This is a genomic window from Cytobacillus massiliigabonensis, assembly GCF_900199725.1.
In the GTDB taxonomy this organism is placed as follows: Bacteria; Bacillota; Bacilli; order Bacillales; family Cytobacillaceae; genus Cytobacillus; species Cytobacillus massiliigabonensis.
Map to the genome: position 1 here is coordinate 2268609 of NZ_LT904904.1, position 20261 is coordinate 2288869.

24 protein-coding genes are annotated in these 20261 nt (G+C 38.7%); 22 read left to right on the plus strand and 2 right to left on the minus strand.

Annotated features, from left to right (window positions below; translation table 11 throughout):
• A partial coding sequence (locus C1726_RS26465; RefSeq protein ID WP_216629079.1) for a hypothetical protein occupies positions 1-311 on the plus strand: 311 nt, incomplete at its 5' end.
• 198 nt (positions 312-509) lie between these two features.
• On the opposite strand, the gene C1726_RS22350 is transcribed toward C1726_RS26465, so the two are convergent.
• Positions 510-1034 (minus strand): DinB family protein, encoded by a 525-nt coding sequence (locus tag C1726_RS22350; protein WP_102275167.1) that lies wholly within the window; start codon positions 1032-1034, stop codon positions 510-512.
• 187 nt (positions 1035-1221) lie between these two features.
• Between C1726_RS22350 and C1726_RS22355 the strand changes: the two genes are divergently transcribed.
• The 5 genes from C1726_RS22355 (at position 1222) to C1726_RS22365 (ending at position 5075) form a co-directional block, all read left to right on the plus strand.
• Complete coding sequence (locus C1726_RS22355; protein ID WP_102275168.1) at positions 1222-2283, plus strand: LLM class flavin-dependent oxidoreductase; 1062 nt, start codon at positions 1222-1224, stop codon at positions 2281-2283.
• A 180-nt stretch (positions 2284-2463) separates the two neighbouring features.
• Positions 2464-2547, plus strand: coding sequence for a putative holin-like toxin (locus C1726_RS27000; RefSeq protein WP_407642080.1), 84 nt, complete (start codon positions 2464-2466; stop codon positions 2545-2547).
• A gap of 267 nt (positions 2548-2814) precedes the next feature.
• On the plus strand, positions 2815-2952 hold the full coding sequence (locus C1726_RS26355; protein WP_180968272.1) for a hypothetical protein: 138 nt from the start codon (positions 2815-2817) through the stop codon (positions 2950-2952).
• A gap of 151 nt (positions 2953-3103) precedes the next feature.
• A complete protein-coding gene (locus C1726_RS22360; protein ID WP_102275169.1) occupies positions 3104-3961 on the plus strand; it encodes an MBL fold metallo-hydrolase in 858 nt (285 codons plus the stop codon).
• A gap of 52 nt (positions 3962-4013) precedes the next feature.
• The gene (locus tag C1726_RS22365) at positions 4014-5075 is read left to right on the plus strand and encodes a C45 family autoproteolytic acyltransferase/hydolase (protein WP_102275170.1); all 1062 of its coding nucleotides are present in this window, start codon (positions 4014-4016) and stop codon (positions 5073-5075) included.
• Positions 5076-5181: 106 nt separating this feature from the next.
• On the opposite strand, the gene C1726_RS22370 is transcribed toward C1726_RS22365, so the two are convergent.
• The gene (locus C1726_RS22370; protein ID WP_102275171.1) at positions 5182-5391 is read right to left on the minus strand and encodes a hypothetical protein; all 210 of its coding nucleotides are present in this window, start codon (positions 5389-5391) and stop codon (positions 5182-5184) included.
• Between the two features lie 269 nt (positions 5392-5660).
• Here C1726_RS22370 and C1726_RS22375 point away from each other — a divergent pair, with 269 nt between their 5' ends.
• From C1726_RS22375 to C1726_RS22450, 16 genes are all read left to right on the plus strand, one after another.
• Positions 5661-6443, plus strand: a complete 783-nt coding sequence (locus C1726_RS22375) for an NUDIX domain-containing protein (RefSeq protein WP_102275172.1) — start codon at positions 5661-5663, stop codon at positions 6441-6443.
• Between the two features lie 60 nt (positions 6444-6503).
• Positions 6504-7199 (plus strand): nicotinamide riboside transporter PnuC, encoded by a 696-nt coding sequence (gene pnuC / locus C1726_RS22380; RefSeq protein ID WP_102275173.1) that lies wholly within the window; start codon positions 6504-6506, stop codon positions 7197-7199.
• Positions 7200-8228, plus strand: a complete 1029-nt coding sequence (gene nadR / locus C1726_RS22385) for a multifunctional transcriptional regulator/nicotinamide-nucleotide adenylyltransferase/ribosylnicotinamide kinase NadR (RefSeq protein ID WP_102275174.1) — start codon at positions 7200-7202, stop codon at positions 8226-8228.
• A gap of 13 nt (positions 8229-8241) precedes the next feature.
• Positions 8242-9084, plus strand: a complete 843-nt coding sequence (locus tag C1726_RS22390; protein ID WP_102275175.1) for an ADP-ribosylglycohydrolase family protein — start codon at positions 8242-8244, stop codon at positions 9082-9084.
• Positions 9085-9150: 66 nt separating this feature from the next.
• Positions 9151-10401, plus strand: a complete 1251-nt coding sequence (locus C1726_RS22395) for an ATP-binding protein (RefSeq protein ID WP_102275176.1) — start codon at positions 9151-9153, stop codon at positions 10399-10401.
• Positions 10402-10429: 28 nt separating this feature from the next.
• Positions 10430-10627, plus strand: a complete 198-nt coding sequence (locus C1726_RS22400; RefSeq protein WP_102275177.1) for a hypothetical protein — start codon at positions 10430-10432, stop codon at positions 10625-10627.
• Between the two features lie 91 nt (positions 10628-10718).
• On the plus strand, positions 10719-11672 hold the full coding sequence (locus C1726_RS22405; RefSeq protein WP_407642060.1) for a ribose-phosphate diphosphokinase: 954 nt from the start codon (positions 10719-10721) through the stop codon (positions 11670-11672).
• A gap of 232 nt (positions 11673-11904) precedes the next feature.
• The gene (locus tag C1726_RS22410) at positions 11905-13236 is read left to right on the plus strand and encodes an aminotransferase family protein (RefSeq protein ID WP_102275178.1); all 1332 of its coding nucleotides are present in this window, start codon (positions 11905-11907) and stop codon (positions 13234-13236) included.
• Positions 13237-13280: 44 nt separating this feature from the next.
• Positions 13281-14705, plus strand: a complete 1425-nt coding sequence (locus tag C1726_RS22415) for an aldehyde dehydrogenase family protein (protein ID WP_102275179.1) — start codon at positions 13281-13283, stop codon at positions 14703-14705.
• A gap of 219 nt (positions 14706-14924) precedes the next feature.
• Entirely contained in the window at positions 14925-15803 is an 879-nt protein-coding gene (locus C1726_RS22420; protein WP_180968273.1) for a 5-oxoprolinase subunit B family protein, read from the plus strand.
• Positions 15800-16798 carry a 5-oxoprolinase subunit C family protein gene (locus C1726_RS22425; protein ID WP_102275181.1) on the plus strand — a complete coding sequence of 333 codons (999 nt, stop codon included), beginning with the start codon at positions 15800-15802 and terminating at the stop codon, positions 16796-16798. Before C1726_RS22420 ends, C1726_RS22425 begins: the two co-directional genes overlap by 4 nt.
• Entirely contained in the window at positions 16791-17039 is a 249-nt protein-coding gene (locus C1726_RS22430) for an acetyl-CoA carboxylase (protein ID WP_102275182.1), read from the plus strand. Before C1726_RS22425 ends, C1726_RS22430 begins: the two co-directional genes overlap by 8 nt.
• An 88-nt stretch (positions 17040-17127) precedes the next feature.
• Positions 17128-18483, plus strand: coding sequence for an acetyl-CoA carboxylase biotin carboxylase subunit (locus C1726_RS22435; protein WP_102275183.1), 1356 nt, complete (start codon positions 17128-17130; stop codon positions 18481-18483).
• 5 nt (positions 18484-18488) lie between these two features.
• Positions 18489-19253, plus strand: coding sequence for a LamB/YcsF family protein (locus tag C1726_RS22440; RefSeq protein ID WP_102275184.1), 765 nt, complete (start codon positions 18489-18491; stop codon positions 19251-19253).
• A gap of 25 nt (positions 19254-19278) precedes the next feature.
• A complete protein-coding gene (locus C1726_RS22445; protein ID WP_102275185.1) occupies positions 19279-19725 on the plus strand; it encodes a CoxG family protein in 447 nt (148 codons plus the stop codon).
• A gap of 26 nt (positions 19726-19751) precedes the next feature.
• Positions 19752-20261, plus strand: coding sequence for a (2Fe-2S)-binding protein (locus C1726_RS22450; protein ID WP_322091010.1), 510 nt, complete (start codon positions 19752-19754; stop codon positions 20259-20261).

The window sequence follows — 20261 nt, forward strand, 5'->3', positions numbered from 1 at the left end:
TGAGGAGTTCATGGACCCCAAAAAACGAAGCAAATCGAAAAATGGTAGCCATGAGGCGCTCATGGATCCCGAAAAATGAAGCAAGCCGAAAAATGGTAGCCATGAGGTGTTCATGGACCCCCAAAAACGAAAGAAACCGAAAAAATGGTAGCCATGAAGCGCGCATGGACCCCGAAAAACAAAGCAAACTGAAAAATGGTAGCCATGTGGCGCTCATGAATCCCGAAAAACGAGGCAAATCGAAAAATGGTAGCCATGAGGTGTTCATGGACCCCCAAAAAAGAAGGAAACCGAAAAAATGGCAGCCATGAGGCGCTCATGGATCCCGAAAACGAAGCAAGCCGAAAAATGGTAGCCATGAAGGGTTCATGATGACCGAAAACCAGAGCAAGCCGAAAATCGGAAGTTATATCTGATTCATGAAACCCTAAAAAATCATCTAATAGACCTCGATACCGCAAAATAAGATCAGACTCTAACCAAGAAGATGGATCTTTTTTATCTTTGCTCTATTTTTTCAATATACTTAAATATTCTATCCAAGGACCAACATCTGTTGTGTACCTTTTTGCCATGACTCGTACGATTTGTGCGATATGGGTTAAATCATGAGCAACCCACGTGGAAATCACTTCTCTTAACTTCACTGAACCAAATGCAGGGTGGGTACCTGGCATTTCAAGATGCTTCTCAGGGTCAACCATACTTTTTAGTTTCGAAATATTTTGCGCTCTTAAAGAATGAAACTCCTGCAGTTTTTGTGCTAATGAAACTTGGATCTCTTTATTTAAATGAGCGAAACGATCATAAGGGGGAAATGTTTGATTTTCACCTTCAGAAAGGATTAATTCAACTCTTTGTATCCAATTATTTTTCTCACCTTCAATGAGGTGTTCTACGACTTCATCAGTATTCCACGAACCTTCCCCTTCATTGCATTTCAGCCAACCTTCTGATAAGCCTGTTAATAAATACGACAAGGTTTGTGGTGTTCTTTCCAAAACCTCAATTGCTTCTTTCATATTAAAGTTCATAGTATGGCTCCTTTCTAATATAAATTCTGGGTAAATGTTGTTTTAGTGTTTTTTTCTTGCTAAAAATAAGTTAAAACAACACTATTAAAGAAGTACAATATGTACGTATAAATTATACTAGACTAATCTGTTAAGTATGCTAACCCTAAGTACAAAAAATACATAGTTTAAGTAGGAGGTCTTAAAAATGGAAATTGGTATAAGCACATTTGTAGAAACAACACCAGATATTAAAACAGGTGAGGTCATTAGTCACGCTCAGCGTATTCGTGAGGTCGTGGAAGAGATTGTTCTAGCAGATAAGGTTGGCTTGGATGTATTTGGAGTAGGTGAACATCACCGCGTTGATTATGCCGCATCTTCACCGGCTGTCATTCTAGCTGCAGCTGCGTCTCGAACAGAGAAGATTAGACTTACGAGTGCGGTTACTGTTCTCTCTTCGGCTGATCCAGTGCGAGTATTTCAGGATTTTGCAACCGTTGATGCCATCTCAAATGGCCGTGCGGAAATCATGGCAGGAAGGGGGTCCTTTATCGAATCATTTCCATTGTTTGGTTATGATTTAAATGACTATGACGAATTGTTTGAAGAGAAGCTTGAATTATTGCTGAAAATTGTGGCTTCTGAAAAGGTAACTTGGAAAGGCGGACATCGGCCAGCCATTCAGAATCTTGGTGTGTATCCACGCCCGGTACAGGGCCCTCTTCCAGTATGGATTGGTAGCGGCGGAAATTCAGAATCTGTCGTTCGTGCTGGAATATTAGGTCTTCCGCTTGTACTTGCAATAATTGGCGGCCGTCCTCTCCAGTTTGGTGCACTTGTAAAGCTATATAAAAGAGCGGCTGCACATGCTGGACATGATCTATCTAAGCTAACTGTAGCTTCCCATTCACACGGGTTTATTGCTGAGGATAAGGAAACTGCAGCAGATAAATTTTTCCCTTCCACTCAGTATGTAATGAACAAATTAGGGAGAGAGCGTGGATGGGGACCGTATACTCGTTCTAGTTTTGATGATGCCCGCAGTTTAGAAGGTGCCCTATACGTTGGTGATCCGCAAACAGTAGCTGAAAAGATCATTTACCTGCGAAAAAATGTAGGGATTACTCGTTTTATGCTGCACGTACCAGTTGGAACGATGCCACATGCCGAAGTCATAAAAGCAATTGAGTTGTTAGGTAAAGAAGTGGCGCCTCTAGTTCGGAAAGAGGTTGCTAGATGGGAAGCTGAAGGAGAAGAAAAAAATTGATATTCTTTTTTATAGGAAAAACATAGTCTTTCATAAAGGATATATAAGAAAATATATCCATTTTTTAGACAAATAAAATAAATTATAGAACAAGTGTTCTTGTTGTGTTATAATTTTAATAGCAATAGTATAGGAAGCTCAAGGGTGGTTAGCATTCCCTAATGAAAGGGGGTGCTGCCTATGTCGATCTTTCAGGCAATTATGATTATGATTGCGTTTGCAAGTTTGATTGTATCGATTATCGCTTTAACACAGAAAAAGTAATCCACCCTTGAGCTCGCCCAGCAAGAGAGATGGATTACTTTTTTAATCCTGCTGATCCCCTTTTGGGACCTAGCTATTGCACAGACCGTTTTAGTGTAACCAGCACTAGCGGTCTTTTTAATTATATGATTGTTCTATATTTTTATTATACTTAATGTACTTGAAAAAGCAAACAACAGGAACTGAAAAATATTGTATATTTCTTTTTTCCCCTTCAGATAATATAAAGGCAATGAAGAATCAAACATATATCAGGAGATGAAAAAAATGAAAACAAAGGATAATTTTTTACAGGGAGCTAAAGTGACTAAAGATAATCAAATTTTTGGGACACCTAATAGCAAGAGTAAGAATGGAACTGGTGATTCACCCAATGATAACGCGCGTAATAAAAATACAAAATGATACAATAAAAAGGCAGCCAAGAAAAACTTGGTTGTTTTTAATTTTTTTATGGAAATTCAAAGACTTACAGGTGGCTGGTAGTTTAGTATTCTAATATGGAAAATGGTTTTATTTCGACAGAACCAAGTAAAAGAGAACAGGAGGAATCTATATGCAAACATTAGTAAAAATCAGTAAACGATTTTGGTATCAGACACCTGTGTCAGAGACGGATCGACCTATTTTAGGAGTGGTTATAGGGGATAAACGCTCTTTAATGATCGACGCTGGCAATTCGGAAGAGCATGCGAAATATTTTCTTAGAGAATTAGAAAAGAATAATATTCTTCAGCCAAGTATAGTAGTGCTTACACATTGGCATTGGGACCATACTTTTGGATTATCCGGATTAGACATGATTTCAATTGCTTCTAGTCGAACAAAAAAGGAGCTTGAAAAGCAAGTCCCGTTCGAATGGAATGATGCTGCATTGGATGAACGAGTAAAAGCTGGTGTGGAAATAGAATTTTGTGCAAATGCCATTAAAAAAGAATATGGAAGGGAAAGGAATATTACAATTACTCTTCCAGAAATAACTTTCGAAACGAAGATGGAGATTGACCTTGGAGGTGTCACTTGTCAACTTCAGCATGTTGGCGGCGATCATGCTCAAGATTCTGTCATTGTTTATGTAAAGGAAGAGAAGATATTATTTTTAGGGGATGCCATATATGCTAACCTTTATTCAAGCAAAAGAAATCACACTGTGAAAAGGACTCTGCAGCTTTTAGACAATATTGACCAATTTGATGCGGAAATCTATATTCTTTCGCATTGGAAGCCAGTATCTCAGGAAGAATATCAGCAAGAAGCGAATTTGTTAAGGAGAGTCGCTCGCTTAACTGAGCGATTTGCTGGAAAAAATGAAGAGATTGTGAAAGCTTATCAGGCGATTGTTAAGAGAGATTTAAATGAAGATGAGCTTGAAGTAATCGAGTATTTTATTAATGGGTACGAAGTAGAGAGGTAAAAAATTTCATGTTTTTATTGCAAAGGCACCGTAGAAAGTGGAGGATTTTATGATGAAAAAGGTTTTTGCAGATGTCATTCAATTTCGTGGCACACATTACGATTTTGGCTTTTTACAAGGAGAAGAGCTTAAAGATTCGATATTAATCAAGAATAGGGAGCGACAGTGGAAGGTAAGAAAACCGCTCTTTAAAATTGACCTTAATGAAACTAAACTGGTTTTCCAGAGGCTGGCACCGATGATTTGGGAAGAATTACTAGGATTGCGCGATGCTTTGGAATGGCCAATGGAAAGGGTATTACAGGAATTTGGCGGGTACAGAGTTAATATCAATCCATCTGGGTGTTCCATTTTTGTGGGTGACCATTACATGATTCGTAATTATGATTATCATCCGAAAACGTATGACGGACGTTGTGTAGTTTTCCAACCTATGGATAGTGGATATGCGACAATCGGCTTAAGTCAGAAAATTACGGGAAGATGTGATGGGATGAATGAAAAAGGCTTAACTATGGGCTATACATTTATGAATCGGAAACGCCCAGGCGATGGCTTTATTTGTCACATGATTGGCAGGATTATACTTGAATTGTGCTCGAATACCGAAGAGGCTGTTGATTTGTTGAAAGAGATTTCACATCGAGGTTCCTTCAGTTACGTTTTATTCGATTCAACAGGCAAGTTGCCATATATTGTTGAGACTTCGCCTAGAAGAGTAGAGGTTAGGCAGGGATACGCTTGTACGAATCATTTTAAGCTCATGACGGAAGAGAATCGTCATGTCTTAGATGATTCGAAAAAAAGAATGCAAGTAATCGAAGATCACCAAGGAGATGGGTTAAGTGGTCATGATGCATTCCGGTTATTAAACGATACTGATAAAGGGATATTCTCCAAACTTTATGGAAGCTGGGCAGGTACGATTCATACCTCCGCTTATCTTCCACAAGAGTTGCAGGCATGGATTGCGCTAGGTGGAGATCAAGAACCAACAAAAATCGATTTTTCTAAATGGTTGAATAAAGAGGATCTTCCTTTTAAGCGATTAGAAGGCATGGTGGAAACGGATATCCCTTTTGTAAATATGGAACAAGCAGATTGGTATCGATAATACTTTTTAGTGAAACTATTAAATTATTTCGACAAAGCGATTGATCCATCATATTACTTCGATAAATAAAGTGCCAATTTCTATTCAATAGAAATTGGCACTTTATTTATCTTGATGTTTTTGGCGGTTGGCAAACATCACATTTTCGTTGATGGTTATTTTTAAATTTTGTAAATGTTTTTTCAAAATTGCTGCCACAAGCACATTCAAATAGTAACTTTTGAGAAAAACCGTGATATTCGGCTGTCAATAATTTGCTATCCGAATTCTTCTCAACAAATTCTTTAATTTTATCGATTGTCCATCGTTTATTCATTTAATACCCCTCCAAATATTATTACTAGGCGGAGGCTGTTTTGGCTCCGTTCAATTATGAGTTAAAGTCGTAATTATCCTAAGTTTTTTATTATAGCATGTGTATGCCCATATTTAAAGAAATCTATAGGTGTTCTTTCTTTTAGGATAATTTTTATTAGAAATGGTTAAAATTAGGTAATTTTAGCTAGAGACAGTTTTTAATTACTGTGATAATATGTAAATAACAATTAACATATTGTTAATTAAAAAACAAAAGGTGAGAAGCTGATGAGCGATACTATTTTAAATTATAATGTTAGCAACTATCGAACGCCTGATGGATATACGAGTGATATAGCCGTATTCACAATTATTTCAACTGAAGTCGGTGCTTATAAGCCACCTGAAAAAACATTAAAAATTATGCTTATTAAAAGGACAGAGAAGACAAAAGAAGGCGACTCCAATATAGAAGGAGGAAAATGGGCATTGCCGGGTGGTTTTATACAACCGGACGAAACCGCTTATGATGCAGCGGTAAGAGAATTAGGCGAGGAGACAGGAATTACTGGTTTAAGAATTAAGCATTTTGGAGTGTATGATCAATTTGGCCGTGATAAGCGGGGATGGATTATCTCAAATGCCCATTATGCGATTGTTCCTGAAAATAAGCTTGTTAATAGAAGAGCATCAGATGATGCCGCTGAGGTAGAGCTTTTCTCTATGGACGAAGTGTTTCAGCTGGACTTGGCTTTCGATCATAGGCAAATTATTGAGGAAGCTTTATGGTTCATTAGAAAGGATATGTCCTTAACAACTCTTGCCAAAAGTTTTTTGCCAAAACAATTTGTTCTTTCAGAATTACAAGGAGTCTTATTAACCGTTTTGGATGAGCCTTGGCTCAAGCTTGATGCTCAATTTTTCAGGAAAGCTCATTCTTTACCATTTATTGAAAAAGTTGTGAAGGATGGAGAGCCGCAAAAGACCAATCGTTGGTCGAAAAATAAAGCGCAGCTGTATCGATTTAATGATTATGAGCCATATGTTTCCATTTATAATGCTAAATATTAATTTTTTTTAAGGGTTACAATTAACAAATTGTTAATTGATTTTCTAATAGGAGTGATAATAATGAAGATCATGAAAGATTGGACTATTTTTGAAAGGATATGGCTTCTATCCTTTACGCTAATAAATGTTTACTTATTTTTTGCCTGGGACGATACCATTCTTGGTTTAATTACATCCATTTCTGGGATGCTCTGTGTTGTATTAGTTGCAAAAGGAAAAGTGAGCAACTACTATTTTGGCATCATTCAAACTGGAACCTATGCCTACATCGCATACGGGTATGGACTTTATGGTGAGGTGATGCTCAATGCCCTGTTTTATTTCCCGCTCCAATTTGTCGGAATTTATTTATGGAAGCGTCATACAGCAGACCGCAAGATAAAAGGGGAAGATATTCAAATCAAGGTATTAACGAAAAAGGGATGGATCGGAACGATTGTGTCTTTTCTGGCAATTTTTATTCTATATGGGCTTCTTTTGAAAAAACTAGGAGGGAATGTGGTCTGGATTGATTCTGCTACCACAACCTTATCTGTTATCGCTCAAATTCTCATGTTAAGACGATACACGCAGCAATGGTTATTCTGGATCGCAGTAAACGTTTTATCAATTGTACTCTGGATGAAGGCATTGATTTTACAAGGTGGCAACGATGTATCCATGCTTGTGATGTGGTCAGCCTTTCTAATAAATAGCATATATGGGTATTACAACTGGACTAAAGTTTATAAGAAACAGAAGGGAGAAGGAAAGTAAATGAAAAGAGTTGGATTTTTTGGCGGAAAGTTTTTGCCCTTGCACCAAGGTCATGTATATTCAATTATAAAAGCCTCTACAATGGTAGATAAATTATATGTTGTGCTTTCGCATAGTGATAAGAGGGATCTGGAATTATGTAAAGGTGGAAAGCTACCCTATATCCCAGGTCAGATTAGGCTGCGCTGGCTCTCTCAATTGACAAAGGAGATGGACAATGTAAAGGTTGTGGGAGTAAAAGACCAGGAAGGCAATGATGATTATAATTGGAAGGAAGGATCCGTGAAAATTCGGGAAGCGATCGGGAAAGAAATCAATGTTGTTTTCAGTTCTGAGGTCGAATACGCTCCTATTTTTAAGGAACTGTATCCTGAAGCAAAACACATATTAATTGATGAAAATAGAGAGCTGTTCCCCATTTCAGCAACAAAAATACGGGAAAAAGGAGTGTTTGAATATTGGGATTACATTCCTGAGGTGGCTAAACCATATTTTATTAAAAAGGTTGTTATTTTAGGAACGGAAAGCTGCGGAAAATCCACATTAACTAGAAATCTAGCACTTATTTATAACACGACTTTTGTCAAAGAATATGGCAGAGATTATTGTGAGGAATTAGGTGGGTGCGATGGAATTATTTTAGAGGAAGATTACCCGATGATAGCGTACGGTCATAAACTGAAAGAATATGAAGCGATTAGGAATGCTAATAAAATTGTCTTCATCGACACCGAGGCAGTGGTTACACAGTTTTACTCTGAGCTATACAATCAAAAACATCAAATTGTCCTAGATGAGATCGCTCAAATTCAAAAGTATGATCTATGCATATATCTAGAACCTGATGTCAAATGGGTCGATGATGGATTAAGAGTACATGGGGATCAAAAGGTGCGAGAGGAAAATAATGACCGATTGAAGGATTTATTAAAGGAAAATGGGATTGATTATGTTAGTGTTGGCGGAACATATCAAGAACGTTTTGAAAAAGCAGTACAGCTTATAGGCAAAGTATTTGAAGGGAATTAAAGGTGGTGCTTAGGTGAGAATATTAAAAGACGCTGTTTATGGATTTGCAGTAGGCGATGCATTAGGGGTGCCTTTTGAATTTCAACGAAGAGAATCCTTTAAATGTACGGATATGGTTGGGGATGGAACTTGGAATCAGGTGGAGGGGACATGGTCGGATGATACCTCGATGCTTTTGGCAACTTGTGATTCCCTTAAGGAACACAATGCAGCTATTCATTTATATGATATGATGGGAAAATTCGAACAGTGGTATACAAAGTCCAAATACACTGCTCATAACGTACGATTCGATATAGGAAATACAACTGCTGCAGCACTTGAACAATATCTTCTTGGGACAGCCCCAGTGAATTGTGGTTTAACCGACATCTTTTCAAATGGAAATGGCTCGCTCATGCGTATATTACCTCTAGCTTTTATTCCATGTAATGAGGATGACATTAGGGAAGTATCCAGCATTACACATGCTCATTGCCTATCAAAAGAGGCATGTGTGATATATGTTAATATCGCAAAACAATTAATACAGGGAGAATCAATTCAATCCATTCTTTCAAATGGGTCTTGGAAAGAGCCATTTGAAAGAATGGGAAAGCTAGTACAGCTATCCGAACTAGACATCAAGTCATCAGGCTATGTTATAGATACATTAGAAGCAGCCCTTTGGAGTGCGTGTACTACTGACAATTATAAGGATTGTGTATTGAAAGCGGTGAATCTTGGTGAAGATACAGACACCGTAGCTGCGATTGCTGGAGGCATTGCAGGCATCATGTATGGATTTGAACAGATTCCATCTGTATGGGTAGACAAGCTGGCAAATAAGACACTGATTGATGATTGTTTGTTTTAGATGAGATAGTATAATAATAGTCATGATATTGTTTCTATTTGCATCAGTTTTGAAAGGAGCCTCTACTTGTTAGAATCTTTACTTATCAATTTCTTTTTTCTGCTTTTACCGGTATTGATTTTTCTAATATTTTTTGAAAATAGATCATTTATCTATAATAAATTAAGCATTGTACTTTTATCTATGATTTCTATGGTTCTTTGTATGAAGTTTCCCATTCAATTAGAAATTGGCTATATAGTAGATTTACGATATATCCCGTTTCTGATTTTTGCTCTTTATACAGGATACAACAATACGTTTTTACTTTATATTGCTTTAAATGTCTGCAGGTTTTTTATTTCTGAAGAAGGATTCTTTCAATCTTTTATTTTCTCGACGATTATTTTTGCAATAGCTCCATTAATGCATAAATGGTTTATCAATCAAGAACCAAAGAAACGAATGATTTGGGCAGTCATAGCTGCCAATTTGACAATGATTTTCTATCTTCTTACTCTTACAGCTTTTTTGCCTGAGCTTGACAGGGAATATTGGTCGATGGCCATATATACATTATTTACTTATGCATTAGTAATGGGGATTATCACATTTTTAATAGAGACAATACATGCTAATCGTGAGGCACGTGAACATATCTTTCAATCGGAAAGAATTGAAATGATGGGTAATTTAGCTGCGAGTGTTGCACATGAAATTAGAAATCCGCTTACGGTAACAAGTGGGTTTCTGCAGTTATTGCATCAATCAGAGACCATTACGAAAGCGGAAAGAAAGTATGTTGAGTTTTCTTTACTTGAATTAAACCGGGCTGAAAGCATTGTAAGCGACTTTCTAACATACTCTGGACCTCAATCTGAAAATATGATTTATTCCAATTTTGAGGAGGAGACCGAATATGTAAAGAATATTATGATCCCCTATGCAAATATGCATAATGTTCGGATTCAAGTTAGTTTTCAAAACAAATTAAAACTGAGATATGATAAAAATCAAATTCAACAATGTTTTGTAAACATGTATAAAAATGCTATTGAGTCCATGAAAGAAAAAGGTGGTACGCTCACAATCGATGTGAGTGAAGGGAAGAAGACTGTTATCATCGAAATAAGTGATACTGGAACTGGCATGTCTCATGAAGAAATTGCCCAATTAGGAAGACCATACTATTCTATGAAGAAAGAAGGAACTGGTCTCGGTATGCTGATGGTTTATAGTACGATTAGCAAACTTAATGGAAAAATTAAAGTTGTGAGTGAGAAAGGGAAAGGAACGACTTTTATTATTTCTATTCCTGCATCGCAGGCTAAGAAATAAAATTTTAATATTCAACAGGGGATTCAGAATGAAAAGATATCGGCTGACAAAAGAATTTAAAAGCTACGAGAAAGGAACAGTATTTTATGTTGTAGCGGAATCTGAATTCATTGGAGTAAAGGAATTTGTCCTGCGTACGCAAGATTTAATGCGCAGGATAATCATTAATGAAGATGAATTAAATAATAATTTTTTAAGAATTTATGATGATGCACATTTGCGATAGATGGAAAAGCCTTATATAGTATCTTGAGGAGTCCATTTCATGTAAAATAGAATAAGGAAATAAAATTATTGTAATTATGCTTGGAGGAAAAATGGTGTCATACATACTTAAAGAGAATTTCAAAATGTTTGCACTTAATTCGAATCGAGATCTTGCTGAAGAGATCGCAAAGATATTAGGCAGTGAACTTGGGAAATGTTCAAGTACGCAGTTTAGTGATGGAGAGCTTCAAATTCATATTGAGGAAAGTGTGCGAGGAAGTGAAGTTTTTTTGGTTCAATCTGCTTCAGAGCCTACAAATGAATATATCATGGAGCTCCTTATTATGATTGATGCCTTAAAAAGGGCATCTGCGAAGATGATTAATGTTGTCATGCCTTATTTCAGCTATGCCCGCCAGGATCGAAAAGCACGATCTAGAGAACCGATCACGGCAAGGCTCGTTGCCAACCTTTTGGAGACGGCTGGAGCATCAAGAATTTTAACGATAGATTTCCATTCACCACAAGCACAAGGATTTTTCGACATACCCGTTGATCATTTAACCGGGATTCCTATTCTTGCGGATTATTTTAAGAAAAAATCCATAGAGGATCTAGTAATTGTGGCTCCGCATAATGGGGGAGTGGTTCGGGCGAGAAAGGTGGCAAATATATTAAATGTGCCTCTTGCCTTAATTGATCGCCGTCGTCCGGAACATGATGAAACTGAAATTATGCATATTATTGGAAATATTGAAGGGAAAAATGCCATTATTGTCGATGATTTAATTGATACTGCAGGCACCATTACGACTGGAGCAAATGCATTGATCGAAAATGGAGCAAAAGCGGTCTATGCTTGCTGTACACATGCAGTACTATCAGGTCCAGCTATCGATCGTATTCAGTCTTCATCCATTGAAGAATTAGTAATAACGAATACGATTAATGTACCTAAAGAAAAACAAATTGACAAAATTACTGTTTTATCTGTTGCTCCTTTACTTGTAGAGGCGATTGATCGGATTCATAACCAAAAGGCAGTCAGTCCATTATTTGAATAGAGAAGTTTGAGACCGAACACGCATACAGCGTGTTCGGTCTTTTTTCATTTCTGTGGAATTCCAAAAATGAAAATATTGTACGATTCGAAAATCTATTTAAATTGACTTGTCTATATTTTCTGATAGAACATCAAACATCATCAGCTCATTAGAAGAATTATGGAAAAATGGCATAAAAATTGCATCTAAAACCTATATAAGTATAAAACTATTATTTCAGGAGGAATCAATTATGACAAAAGTTGAACATAGCGTACAAGAATTAATGGAGTTAGATAAAAAATACTTTCTTCACCCGACATCTCCGATTAAACAACAGCAGGATCAAGGACCATCTTTCATTTTTACTGAAGGAAAAGGTGTCTTGCTTACAGATATCGTTGGTAATACGGTTATTGATGGGATGTCCTCTTTATGGAATGTGAATGTTGGTCACGGAAGAGAGGAATTAGGAAAAGTGGCAATGGAACAGATGTCAAAGCTTGCATTCTCTTCGTGTTTTGCGACGTTTAGCAATGAGCCGGCGATTCGATTAGCTGCAAAGCTTGCAGAAATTGCTCCAGGAAATTTAAATGCCACGTTTTTTACCTCTGGCGGTTCAGAGGCAAACGATACGGCATATAAATTAGCACGGCATTATTGGATTTTAAAAGGTCAGCCGAATCGGAAGAAAATTATTTCTCGAACGAAGTCCTATCATGGCGTTGCCATGGGTTCAACAAATGCAACAGGATTGAAGCCGTTTCGTGAGTTTACAAACTCCTTTGATCCAGATTTCTGCTATGCTGATCATTTTTCAACGGATGATTTACGGTGTGTTATTGAAGGAGAAGGACCAGAAACAATTGCCGCCTTTATTGCAGAGCCTGTACAAGGAGCAGGAGGTCTTCATGTTGCCCCTGATGGCTATTTTAAAGAAGTTAGAAGCATTTGTGATGAGTATGGCATTTTATTTATTACGGATGAAGTGATAACAGGTTTTGGTCGGACAGGAAAGTACTTTGGGATTGAACATTATGACGTTTCTCCTGATATGATGTGCTTTGCAAAAGGAATAACAAGCGGATATGCGCAATTAGGCGGTGTGATGCTTTCTGAAAAGATACATCAAGATTTGTTGGAGCTTTCGACAGGAACTCTATTGCATGGGTATACGTATAGCGGACACCCTATGGCTTGTGCAGTCGCTTTAAAGAATATAGAATTAATTGAGCATGAGGGGCTAATTGCAAACGCTGAAAAAATGGGAGCAGAGATGCTTAAAGGCTTTCAATGGATAGAAGGAGAACGGAAAATCATTGGAAAAGTTAAAGGTCTAGGTCTGATGGGCGGATTAGAACTAGTTAAGAATCGAAAGACAAATGAAAAGTTCCAAAATCCTGTTGCACCTTTAGTTGTAACAGAAGCAGCTAAACGAGGACTTATTTGCCGATCTGTTGTTTTTGATGATCAGGATACAGTCGTCTTTGCGCCTCCTTTAATTATTACTAAGGAGGAAATGAGCAAAATGGTTGATATTCTTAATGATGCGATTGCAGAAGTTGAAGCAGAGGTTTTAAAATAATTGAAGCTTATAATTGTAATAGTTTTTTATAAAGGAGAGGACCAATATTGAAAAGGAATTTATTCATTAATGGAGAGTGGGTGGAAGGCAGCCAATATGCTTCTCTTCGTTCTCCTTATAGTGAAAAGGTAATAGCAGAGATTCCGACAGCAACGATAGAAGAGGTAGAGAAAGGGCTCCAAGCTGCTTACCATGCAAGGAAAACAATGGCAGTTATGCCTAGTCATCAGCGTGCCTCAATTTTAGAAAAGGTAGCTTTTCTATTACAAGAGCGGGCAGAAGAAGCCGCAGAGATAATTGCCATGGAGGCCGCAAAGCCAATTTCAGCCTCACGGGCGGAGGTTGCACGAACCATACAGACATATAAATTTGCTGCAGAGGAGGCAAAACGGATTCATGGGGAAACAATTCCATTAGATGCAGCGCCAGGTGGAGAAGGGAGAATCGCCTATACAGTACGCGAGCCAATCGGCGTGATTGGGGCGATTACCCCCTTTAATTTTCCAATGAATTTAGTTGCTCATAAAGTAGGGCCTGCTATAGCTTCTGGTAATTCTGTCATCCTCAAGCCTGCAGGACAAACGCCATTATCAGCTCTGTTTATCGCGGAAATTTTCCAAGAGGCAGGGCTGCCGGCAGGAGCATTAAATGTCATTACGGGTAGCGGCTCTCTTATTGGAGATAAGCTTGTCAAAGATGATCGCGTCCAAAAGATCTCGTTTACTGGCAGTCCAGCGGTAGGAATTGGCATCCGGAATAAAGCAGGTTTAAAGCGTGTCACCTTAGAGCTAGGATCGAATGCGGCAGTGATTGTTGATAAAGAAACGAATTTGGATAAAATTATTTCGCGCTGTGTGGCAGGAGCATTTGGCTTTCAAGGTCAAGTTTGCATTTCTTTGCAGCGCGTCTATGTGCATGAGCAGCAATATGATGCCTTTGTTGATAAATTTGTAGCTGCAACAAAGGAGCTCAAGATTGGTGATCCTCTTGATCCGAAAACAGATGTTTCTGCATTAATTACCCCAAAAGATGTTAGTCGCACGCTTGAATGGATCGAAGAAGCAAGGGAGCAAGGGGCGAAGATTGTTATTGGAGGAGAAGCTGAAGGAAATGTTTTATTGCCTACGGTGATTGTCGAAGCAGAACCGACAATGAAAGTTTCCTGCCAGGAGGTTTTTGCACCGATTGTCTTGATTAATAAAGTGAAAACGGTTGAAGAGGCGATTGAACAAGTGAATGATTCAAGCTACGGACTTCAGGCTGGGATTTATACTGAAAACATCCATACTGCATTAGCTGCTGCTGAGCTGCTTCATGTTGGCGGAGTTTTAATAAATGATATTCCTACCTTCCGCGTAGACCATATGCCATATGGAGGAGTAAAAGAAAGTGGAGTTGGCAGGGAAGGCATAAAGTATGCAATAGAAGAAATGACAGAGTTGAAGCTCGTTGTCTTTAATAAAAATTAATAATAATGAGGGACTGTAAAATCTTTATGAAAGATTTTGCAGTCCCTTTTTCTATCTTTTTAACTGCCACAACAATCTTGCAATATTGAAAGATGATATTTCAATATTGAACGCATTAACCACTTTAGCAAAAAAATTCTATAAATTAATCAGAAAAATCAATAAATATTAACTTGGCACAAATGTTGCAAGAGTAATAGTTTAAATACGAATTGTGAGGTGAGTCCATTGACCCGTTATGAATATGGCGGTGATGAGTTTATTTTTGTAGAACTGTCTGAAGCAATGAGCCTGGAGACTAACTTTCAAGCAATGGCGATTACAAAAACATTGAGAGAAGAAAAACTGCAGGGAATATTGGATATTTGTCCTTCGAATGCCTCTTATATGATCCGTTTCAATCCTGATATCATTCATCCGGACAAATTAATTTCAAAATTGAAAGAGCTTGAACAGGATGTATCATTAGAAAACTTTGAAATAACTGCTCGAGCAGTAGATGTACCGATATTATTCGAAGACCCTTGGACGCATGAGGCGCTAATGCGCTTTAGAGACCGTCATCAGGATCCGAATGCAACAGACCTCGAATATGTTGCTCGGACGAATGGATTTGAATCAAAAACAGGCCTGATTCAGGCAATTACTGAAAGCCCATATCTTGTTTCCATGATTGGTTTTGTTCCTGGTCTTCCATGGTGCTATCAAATGGTTCCAAATGAGCAGCAAATTGAAGCACCAAAATATGTCCGCCCCCGCACGTATACTCCAGAAAGAGCCTTTGGGTTTGGAGGAGCGTTTGCAGTAATTTATCCAGTGCAAGGGGCAGGGGGCTACCAATTATTCGGAACTGCTGCAGCACCGATTTTTGAAAAGGAACAGCGATTGCATGACTTTAAAGATTCTATGACCTTCCCGAGACAAGGGGATGTCTTTAGATATCGGAGCATTACGATGGATGAATACGAGAGAATTCGCAAAGAAGTTGAAAATGGCAATTTCCGTTATTTAACAAAAGAAATTACCTTTAAACCTCAAGATGTCCTTGAAAACCCAAAATCATTTTCAGATTCAGTGTTAAGGAGGTTGTATGCATGATTAAAGTCATTCAGCCTGGCCTGCAAACAACTGTTCAAGATTACGGAAGAATAGGCCATTATGAAGTGGGAATGCCGCCGTCAGGTGCGATGGATAAATATTCTTTTCTTGCAGGCAATTTGCTAGTAGGAAATAAAGAGCATGCAGCTGTACTTGAAATTACTTACATGGGGCCAGTGTTAGAATTCCAGCAGAATGTAACCGTTGCCATTACTGGAGGGGAGATGCCGCCTAAAATAAATAACCAGCCTGTTTCTATGTGGGAGGCATTAGCAGTAAATGCAGGAGATGTACTTTCATTTGATTTCATCAAACAAGGCGCGCGTGTCTATTTAGCTGTTGCTGGAGGGATAGATGTACCGCTAATTATGGAGTCACGGTCAACCTATACATTATGTGGCATAGGTGGCTATGAAGGACGTGCTCTTCAAGCTGGTGATGAACTGAAAATTGGCAATGACAATGAATTTGAAACGGCTATTGGCACACGAATAAGCGAGGATCTCATTCCGACATTCTCCAAATCCAATGAAATCCGTGTTATTCAAGGATTATGCAGTTATCGCCTGACTGAAGAAAGCAAGGAGAGATTTTACTCAATCGATTGGACGGTTACACCGGAAGCGAATCGGGTTGGCTACCGATTTAAAGGGGAGCGTTTAAAGTTTGTGGAGCGCAGCCAGCCATTTGGTGCAGGGAGCAACCCATCAAATGTAGTGGATTTAGGCTACCCGATTGGGTCTATCCAAGTACCAGATGGTGTTGAGCCGATTGCTTTATTAAACGATGCGGTGACTGGTGGAGGCTATGCGACCATTTGCACCATCATTAGTACAGATCTTAACAAAATGGCACAGATTAAAACGAATGAAAAGGTTCGTTTTATTGCTGTTGATATTCATGAAGCGCTTGAAATTCGAAAAAAGTATCAGGTTAAAATCAATCAAATGAAGCAGCAAGTTTTAGAAAATGTAGGAGGAATAAAAAATGGCTGAACAAAAAACAGTGTTAACACCAATCCCTGGGGTATTTTACCGAAAACCAGCTCCTGACAAAGATGTTTATGTCAAGGAGGGAGCAGCTGTTAAAGCGGGAGATGTGATTGCGCTTGTAGAGGTTATGAAAAACTTTTATGAAATTAAAGCTGAAACAGAAGGCATTCTTGCTCAATTCTTTGTTGAAGATGAGGCCCTTCTTGATGCAGGGCAGGAAATAGCTGTCATCATTGAACAATAATCTGGGAATAAGGGCTTTGTTATAGGAGACATAGGCGAAGTTCACTTGACTGATATCAAAGACCTTGTGAAGAGGAGGATAAAAAAAGGTGGGCTATTTTCGAAAAGTGCTAATTGCAAATCGCGGAGAAATCGCTAGAAGAATTATACGTACTTGTAAAAAGCTCGGCATCGATACGGTAGCTGTCTATTCTGAGGCAGATGCAGAGTCTCCTCATGTAAGTGAGGCAACAGAAGCTGTATGCATCGGACCAGCTCAGGCTAAAAAAAGCTATCTTAATATTGAAAAGGTAATCCAAGTAGCAAAAGAAATAAATGCTGATGCAATTCATCCAGGGTATGGCTTCTTATCTGAAAATCCAGTATTTGTAGAGCGATGTGAAGAAGAAGATATTGTCTTTATCGGTCCTTCTGCAGAAACGATCCGATTGATGGGGAGCAAGCTTGCGGCTAGAAAACAAATGAATAAGGCAGGCGTTAAAGTTGTGCCAGGTTCTGATGAAAGCATAGATTCACTTGAGGAAGCTATTCGGCTTGCAAACCAACTTGGCTACCCGCTCATGCTAAAGGCCAGTGCGGGTGGCGGCGGCATTGGGATGCAGCTGGTTCATAATGAGGACGAATTAACAAAGGCATTTGATGCAACAAAGCAGAAAGCCAGCTCATTTTTTAATGATGGCACTGTCTTTTTAGAAAAATTTATATCCAAGCCACGTCATATTGAGGTACAAATTGCAGCGGATAATTACGGGAATATTCTGCATTTGTTTGAAAGAGAATGCTCGATCCAGCGTCGAAATCAAAAAGTAATAGAAGAAAGTCCTTCCCCTTTCCTTGATGATGACCTGAGAAAAGAGCTGTTGGAAGCTGCGGTTCGTGGTGTCAAGCAAATCAATTATACAAATGTAGGAACAATGGAATTTATCTTTGATGAAAATAAAAATTTCTACTTCTTAGAAATGAATACTCGCTTACAGGTAGAGCACCCAGTAACCGAAGAGATAACCGGAATAGACTTAGTCGAATGGCAGCTTAAGATTGCTGCAAAAGAATCATTAACCCTCACTCAGGAAGAAATCAAAAAAACAGGCTTTGCCATAGAATGCAGGCTTTATGCAGAAGATCCAATTACCTTTTTCCCGAGTCCAGGGGTTATTACAAACATGGTGTTACCAGAAAATGAAGGAAGATTCGATTTCGGATTTGAAAACGGCAGTACGGTGACGCCTTTTTATGATCCGATGCTTGGAAAAATAATCGTTCATGGTCTCTCTCGAGATCATGCCATTTCAAAGATGCAAAATGTGCTTGAACAGATGGATATACAAGGAGTTAAAACAAACTTGCCGCTCCTGCAAAAAATTATGGAAAATAAGCAGTTTATCGCTGGAAGCTATACGACTGAATTTCTCTCGGAAAATAAAGGGCAATTACTTGAAAGGTGAGGAAAATGTATAAGGTAGATTTGAACTGTGATATGGGGGAAAGCTTTGGACTTTATGAATTAGGAAATGACGAAGAAATGATGAAGTATATCTCGTCTGCAAATATCGCATGCGGTTTTCATGGCGGAGACCCTCATGTCATGAGGAAAACAGTTGAGCTAGCAAAGAACTACAATGTTGGTATTGGGGCACATCCTGGATTCCCTGATTTATTAGGATTTGGACGGCGCTTTATGACGTGTACCCCATCAGAAATTAAAGACTATCTCTTATACCAAATAGGTGCACTTAGGGAGTTTTGCTCAGCGGCAGAAGTACGTATTCAGCATTGTAAGCCGCATGGAGCATTGTTTATGAAAGCAGCAGAGGATAAAGAGCTTGCTCGTGCCATACTTGAAACACTCCATAGAATGGACCCGAACATGATTATTTTTGCACTAAATCAGTCTGAAGTTATGGAAGAAGCGATCAGAATGGGTGTACCAGTTGCTAAGGAAGTATATGCGGACCGTGAGCATACAGAAAGCGGATCAATCGTTCTAACCAGAAAAGGAACACAAATTGATGATTATGATGCTATGGCTGAGCGGGTCGTACGAATGGTCAAAGAACAAAAGGTGATAACCTTTGATCAAAAAGATGCTTCTATTAAAGCAGAAACCGTTTGTATTCATGGAGATACCCCAGGAGCCCCAATCTTGGCAAAAAAGATCGTAGAAGCATTAACAAAATGCGGGGTTGAAATTGTTCCAATAAATCGAATCATTTAAGCCTGTTATAAAAGGAGCGAGAGTTTTGAAAATTGAGCATTCCTATACATTTAAGAGTATCCCAAGAGAAGTATTATGGCAAACGATTCAGGATAAGGAGGTGTTGAAAAGGTCATTGCCAGGCTGTAAGTCGTTTGTTGAAGTAGAAGATAATGTATTTGAGTCAGAGCTTGGAATAAGCATTGGACCAGTGAAAGGTGTATTTACTGGAGATGTACGGCAGCTTGATAAAAAGGAACCAGAATTTTATAGACTGCTAGTTACAGGGAAGGGAAAGCCTGGAGAAATTGATGCAGATGCTGAAATGATCTTAACAGAAACAGAGGAAGGAACCCTCCTGCTTTGTCAAGCTGAGGTCAAGCTAACAGGGATTTTAGCCTCTGTAGGTCAACGGGTCATGAGCGGAGTGGCAAAGGTAGTTATTGGTCAATTTTTTAAAGATATTGATAAAGAAGCGAAACAGCTAGTCTAGCAACTATTAAATGGGAGGTGTAGGAATTGGCGATTAAAAATGTAAGTGTTAATGTAACCATCAATGGAGAAGAACGATGTGCAGAAGTTGAGCCGAGAACCCTTCTTGTCCACTATATTCGGGATGAACTTGGATTGACTGGTACACATATCGGATGTGATACAAGTCAATGTGGCGCATGCTCCGTTTTGGTTGACGGCGAAGTGGTAAAATCATGTACCCTTCTTGCCGTGCAAGCGGATGGTACGGAAATAACAACGGTTGAAGGAATCGGACAAGTAGATCGTTTGCATCCGATTCAGCAGAGCTTTTGGGAGAAGCATGGGCTGCAATGCGGTTATTGTACTCCTGGTGTGATGATCGCAGCGATCGGTCTGTTAAAACAAAATCCAAATCCAAGTGATGAAGAAATCCGCGAAGGGCTTGAAGGCGTTATTTGCCGATGTACTGGGTACCAATTTATTGTTGAAGCTGTCAAGCATGCTGCACAGCTAATGAAGGAATCAGAAAAACAGTTGGTTGGAGAGGAGCATTGA

Coding starts and splice junctions, on each gene's coding strand:
- C1726_RS22350 (WP_102275167.1), bottom strand. CDS start 1,034: ATGAACTTTAATATGAAAGAAGCAATTGAGGTTTTGGAAAGAACACCA.
- C1726_RS22355 (WP_102275168.1), top strand. CDS start 1,222: ATGGAAATTGGTATAAGCACATTTGTAGAAACAACACCAGATATTAAA.
- C1726_RS27000 (WP_407642080.1), top strand. CDS start 2,464: ATGTCGATCTTTCAGGCAATTATGATTATGATTGCGTTTGCAAGTTTG.
- C1726_RS26355 (WP_180968272.1), top strand. CDS start 2,815: ATGAAAACAAAGGATAATTTTTTACAGGGAGCTAAAGTGACTAAAGAT.
- C1726_RS22360 (WP_102275169.1), top strand. CDS start 3,104: ATGCAAACATTAGTAAAAATCAGTAAACGATTTTGGTATCAGACACCT.
- C1726_RS22365 (WP_102275170.1), top strand. CDS start 4,014: ATGAAAAAGGTTTTTGCAGATGTCATTCAATTTCGTGGCACACATTAC.
- C1726_RS22370 (WP_102275171.1), bottom strand. CDS start 5,391: ATGAATAAACGATGGACAATCGATAAAATTAAAGAATTTGTTGAGAAG.
- C1726_RS22375 (WP_102275172.1), top strand. CDS start 5,661: ATGAGCGATACTATTTTAAATTATAATGTTAGCAACTATCGAACGCCT.
- pnuC (WP_102275173.1), top strand. CDS start 6,504: ATGAAGATCATGAAAGATTGGACTATTTTTGAAAGGATATGGCTTCTA.
- nadR (WP_102275174.1), top strand. CDS start 7,200: ATGAAAAGAGTTGGATTTTTTGGCGGAAAGTTTTTGCCCTTGCACCAA.
- C1726_RS22400 (WP_102275177.1), top strand. CDS start 10,430: ATGAAAAGATATCGGCTGACAAAAGAATTTAAAAGCTACGAGAAAGGA.
- C1726_RS22405 (WP_407642060.1), top strand. CDS start 10,719: ATGGTGTCATACATACTTAAAGAGAATTTCAAAATGTTTGCACTTAAT.
- C1726_RS22410 (WP_102275178.1), top strand. CDS start 11,905: ATGACAAAAGTTGAACATAGCGTACAAGAATTAATGGAGTTAGATAAA.
- C1726_RS22425 (WP_102275181.1), top strand. CDS start 15,800: ATGATTAAAGTCATTCAGCCTGGCCTGCAAACAACTGTTCAAGATTAC.
- C1726_RS22430 (WP_102275182.1), top strand. CDS start 16,791: ATGGCTGAACAAAAAACAGTGTTAACACCAATCCCTGGGGTATTTTAC.
- C1726_RS22440 (WP_102275184.1), top strand. CDS start 18,489: ATGTATAAGGTAGATTTGAACTGTGATATGGGGGAAAGCTTTGGACTT.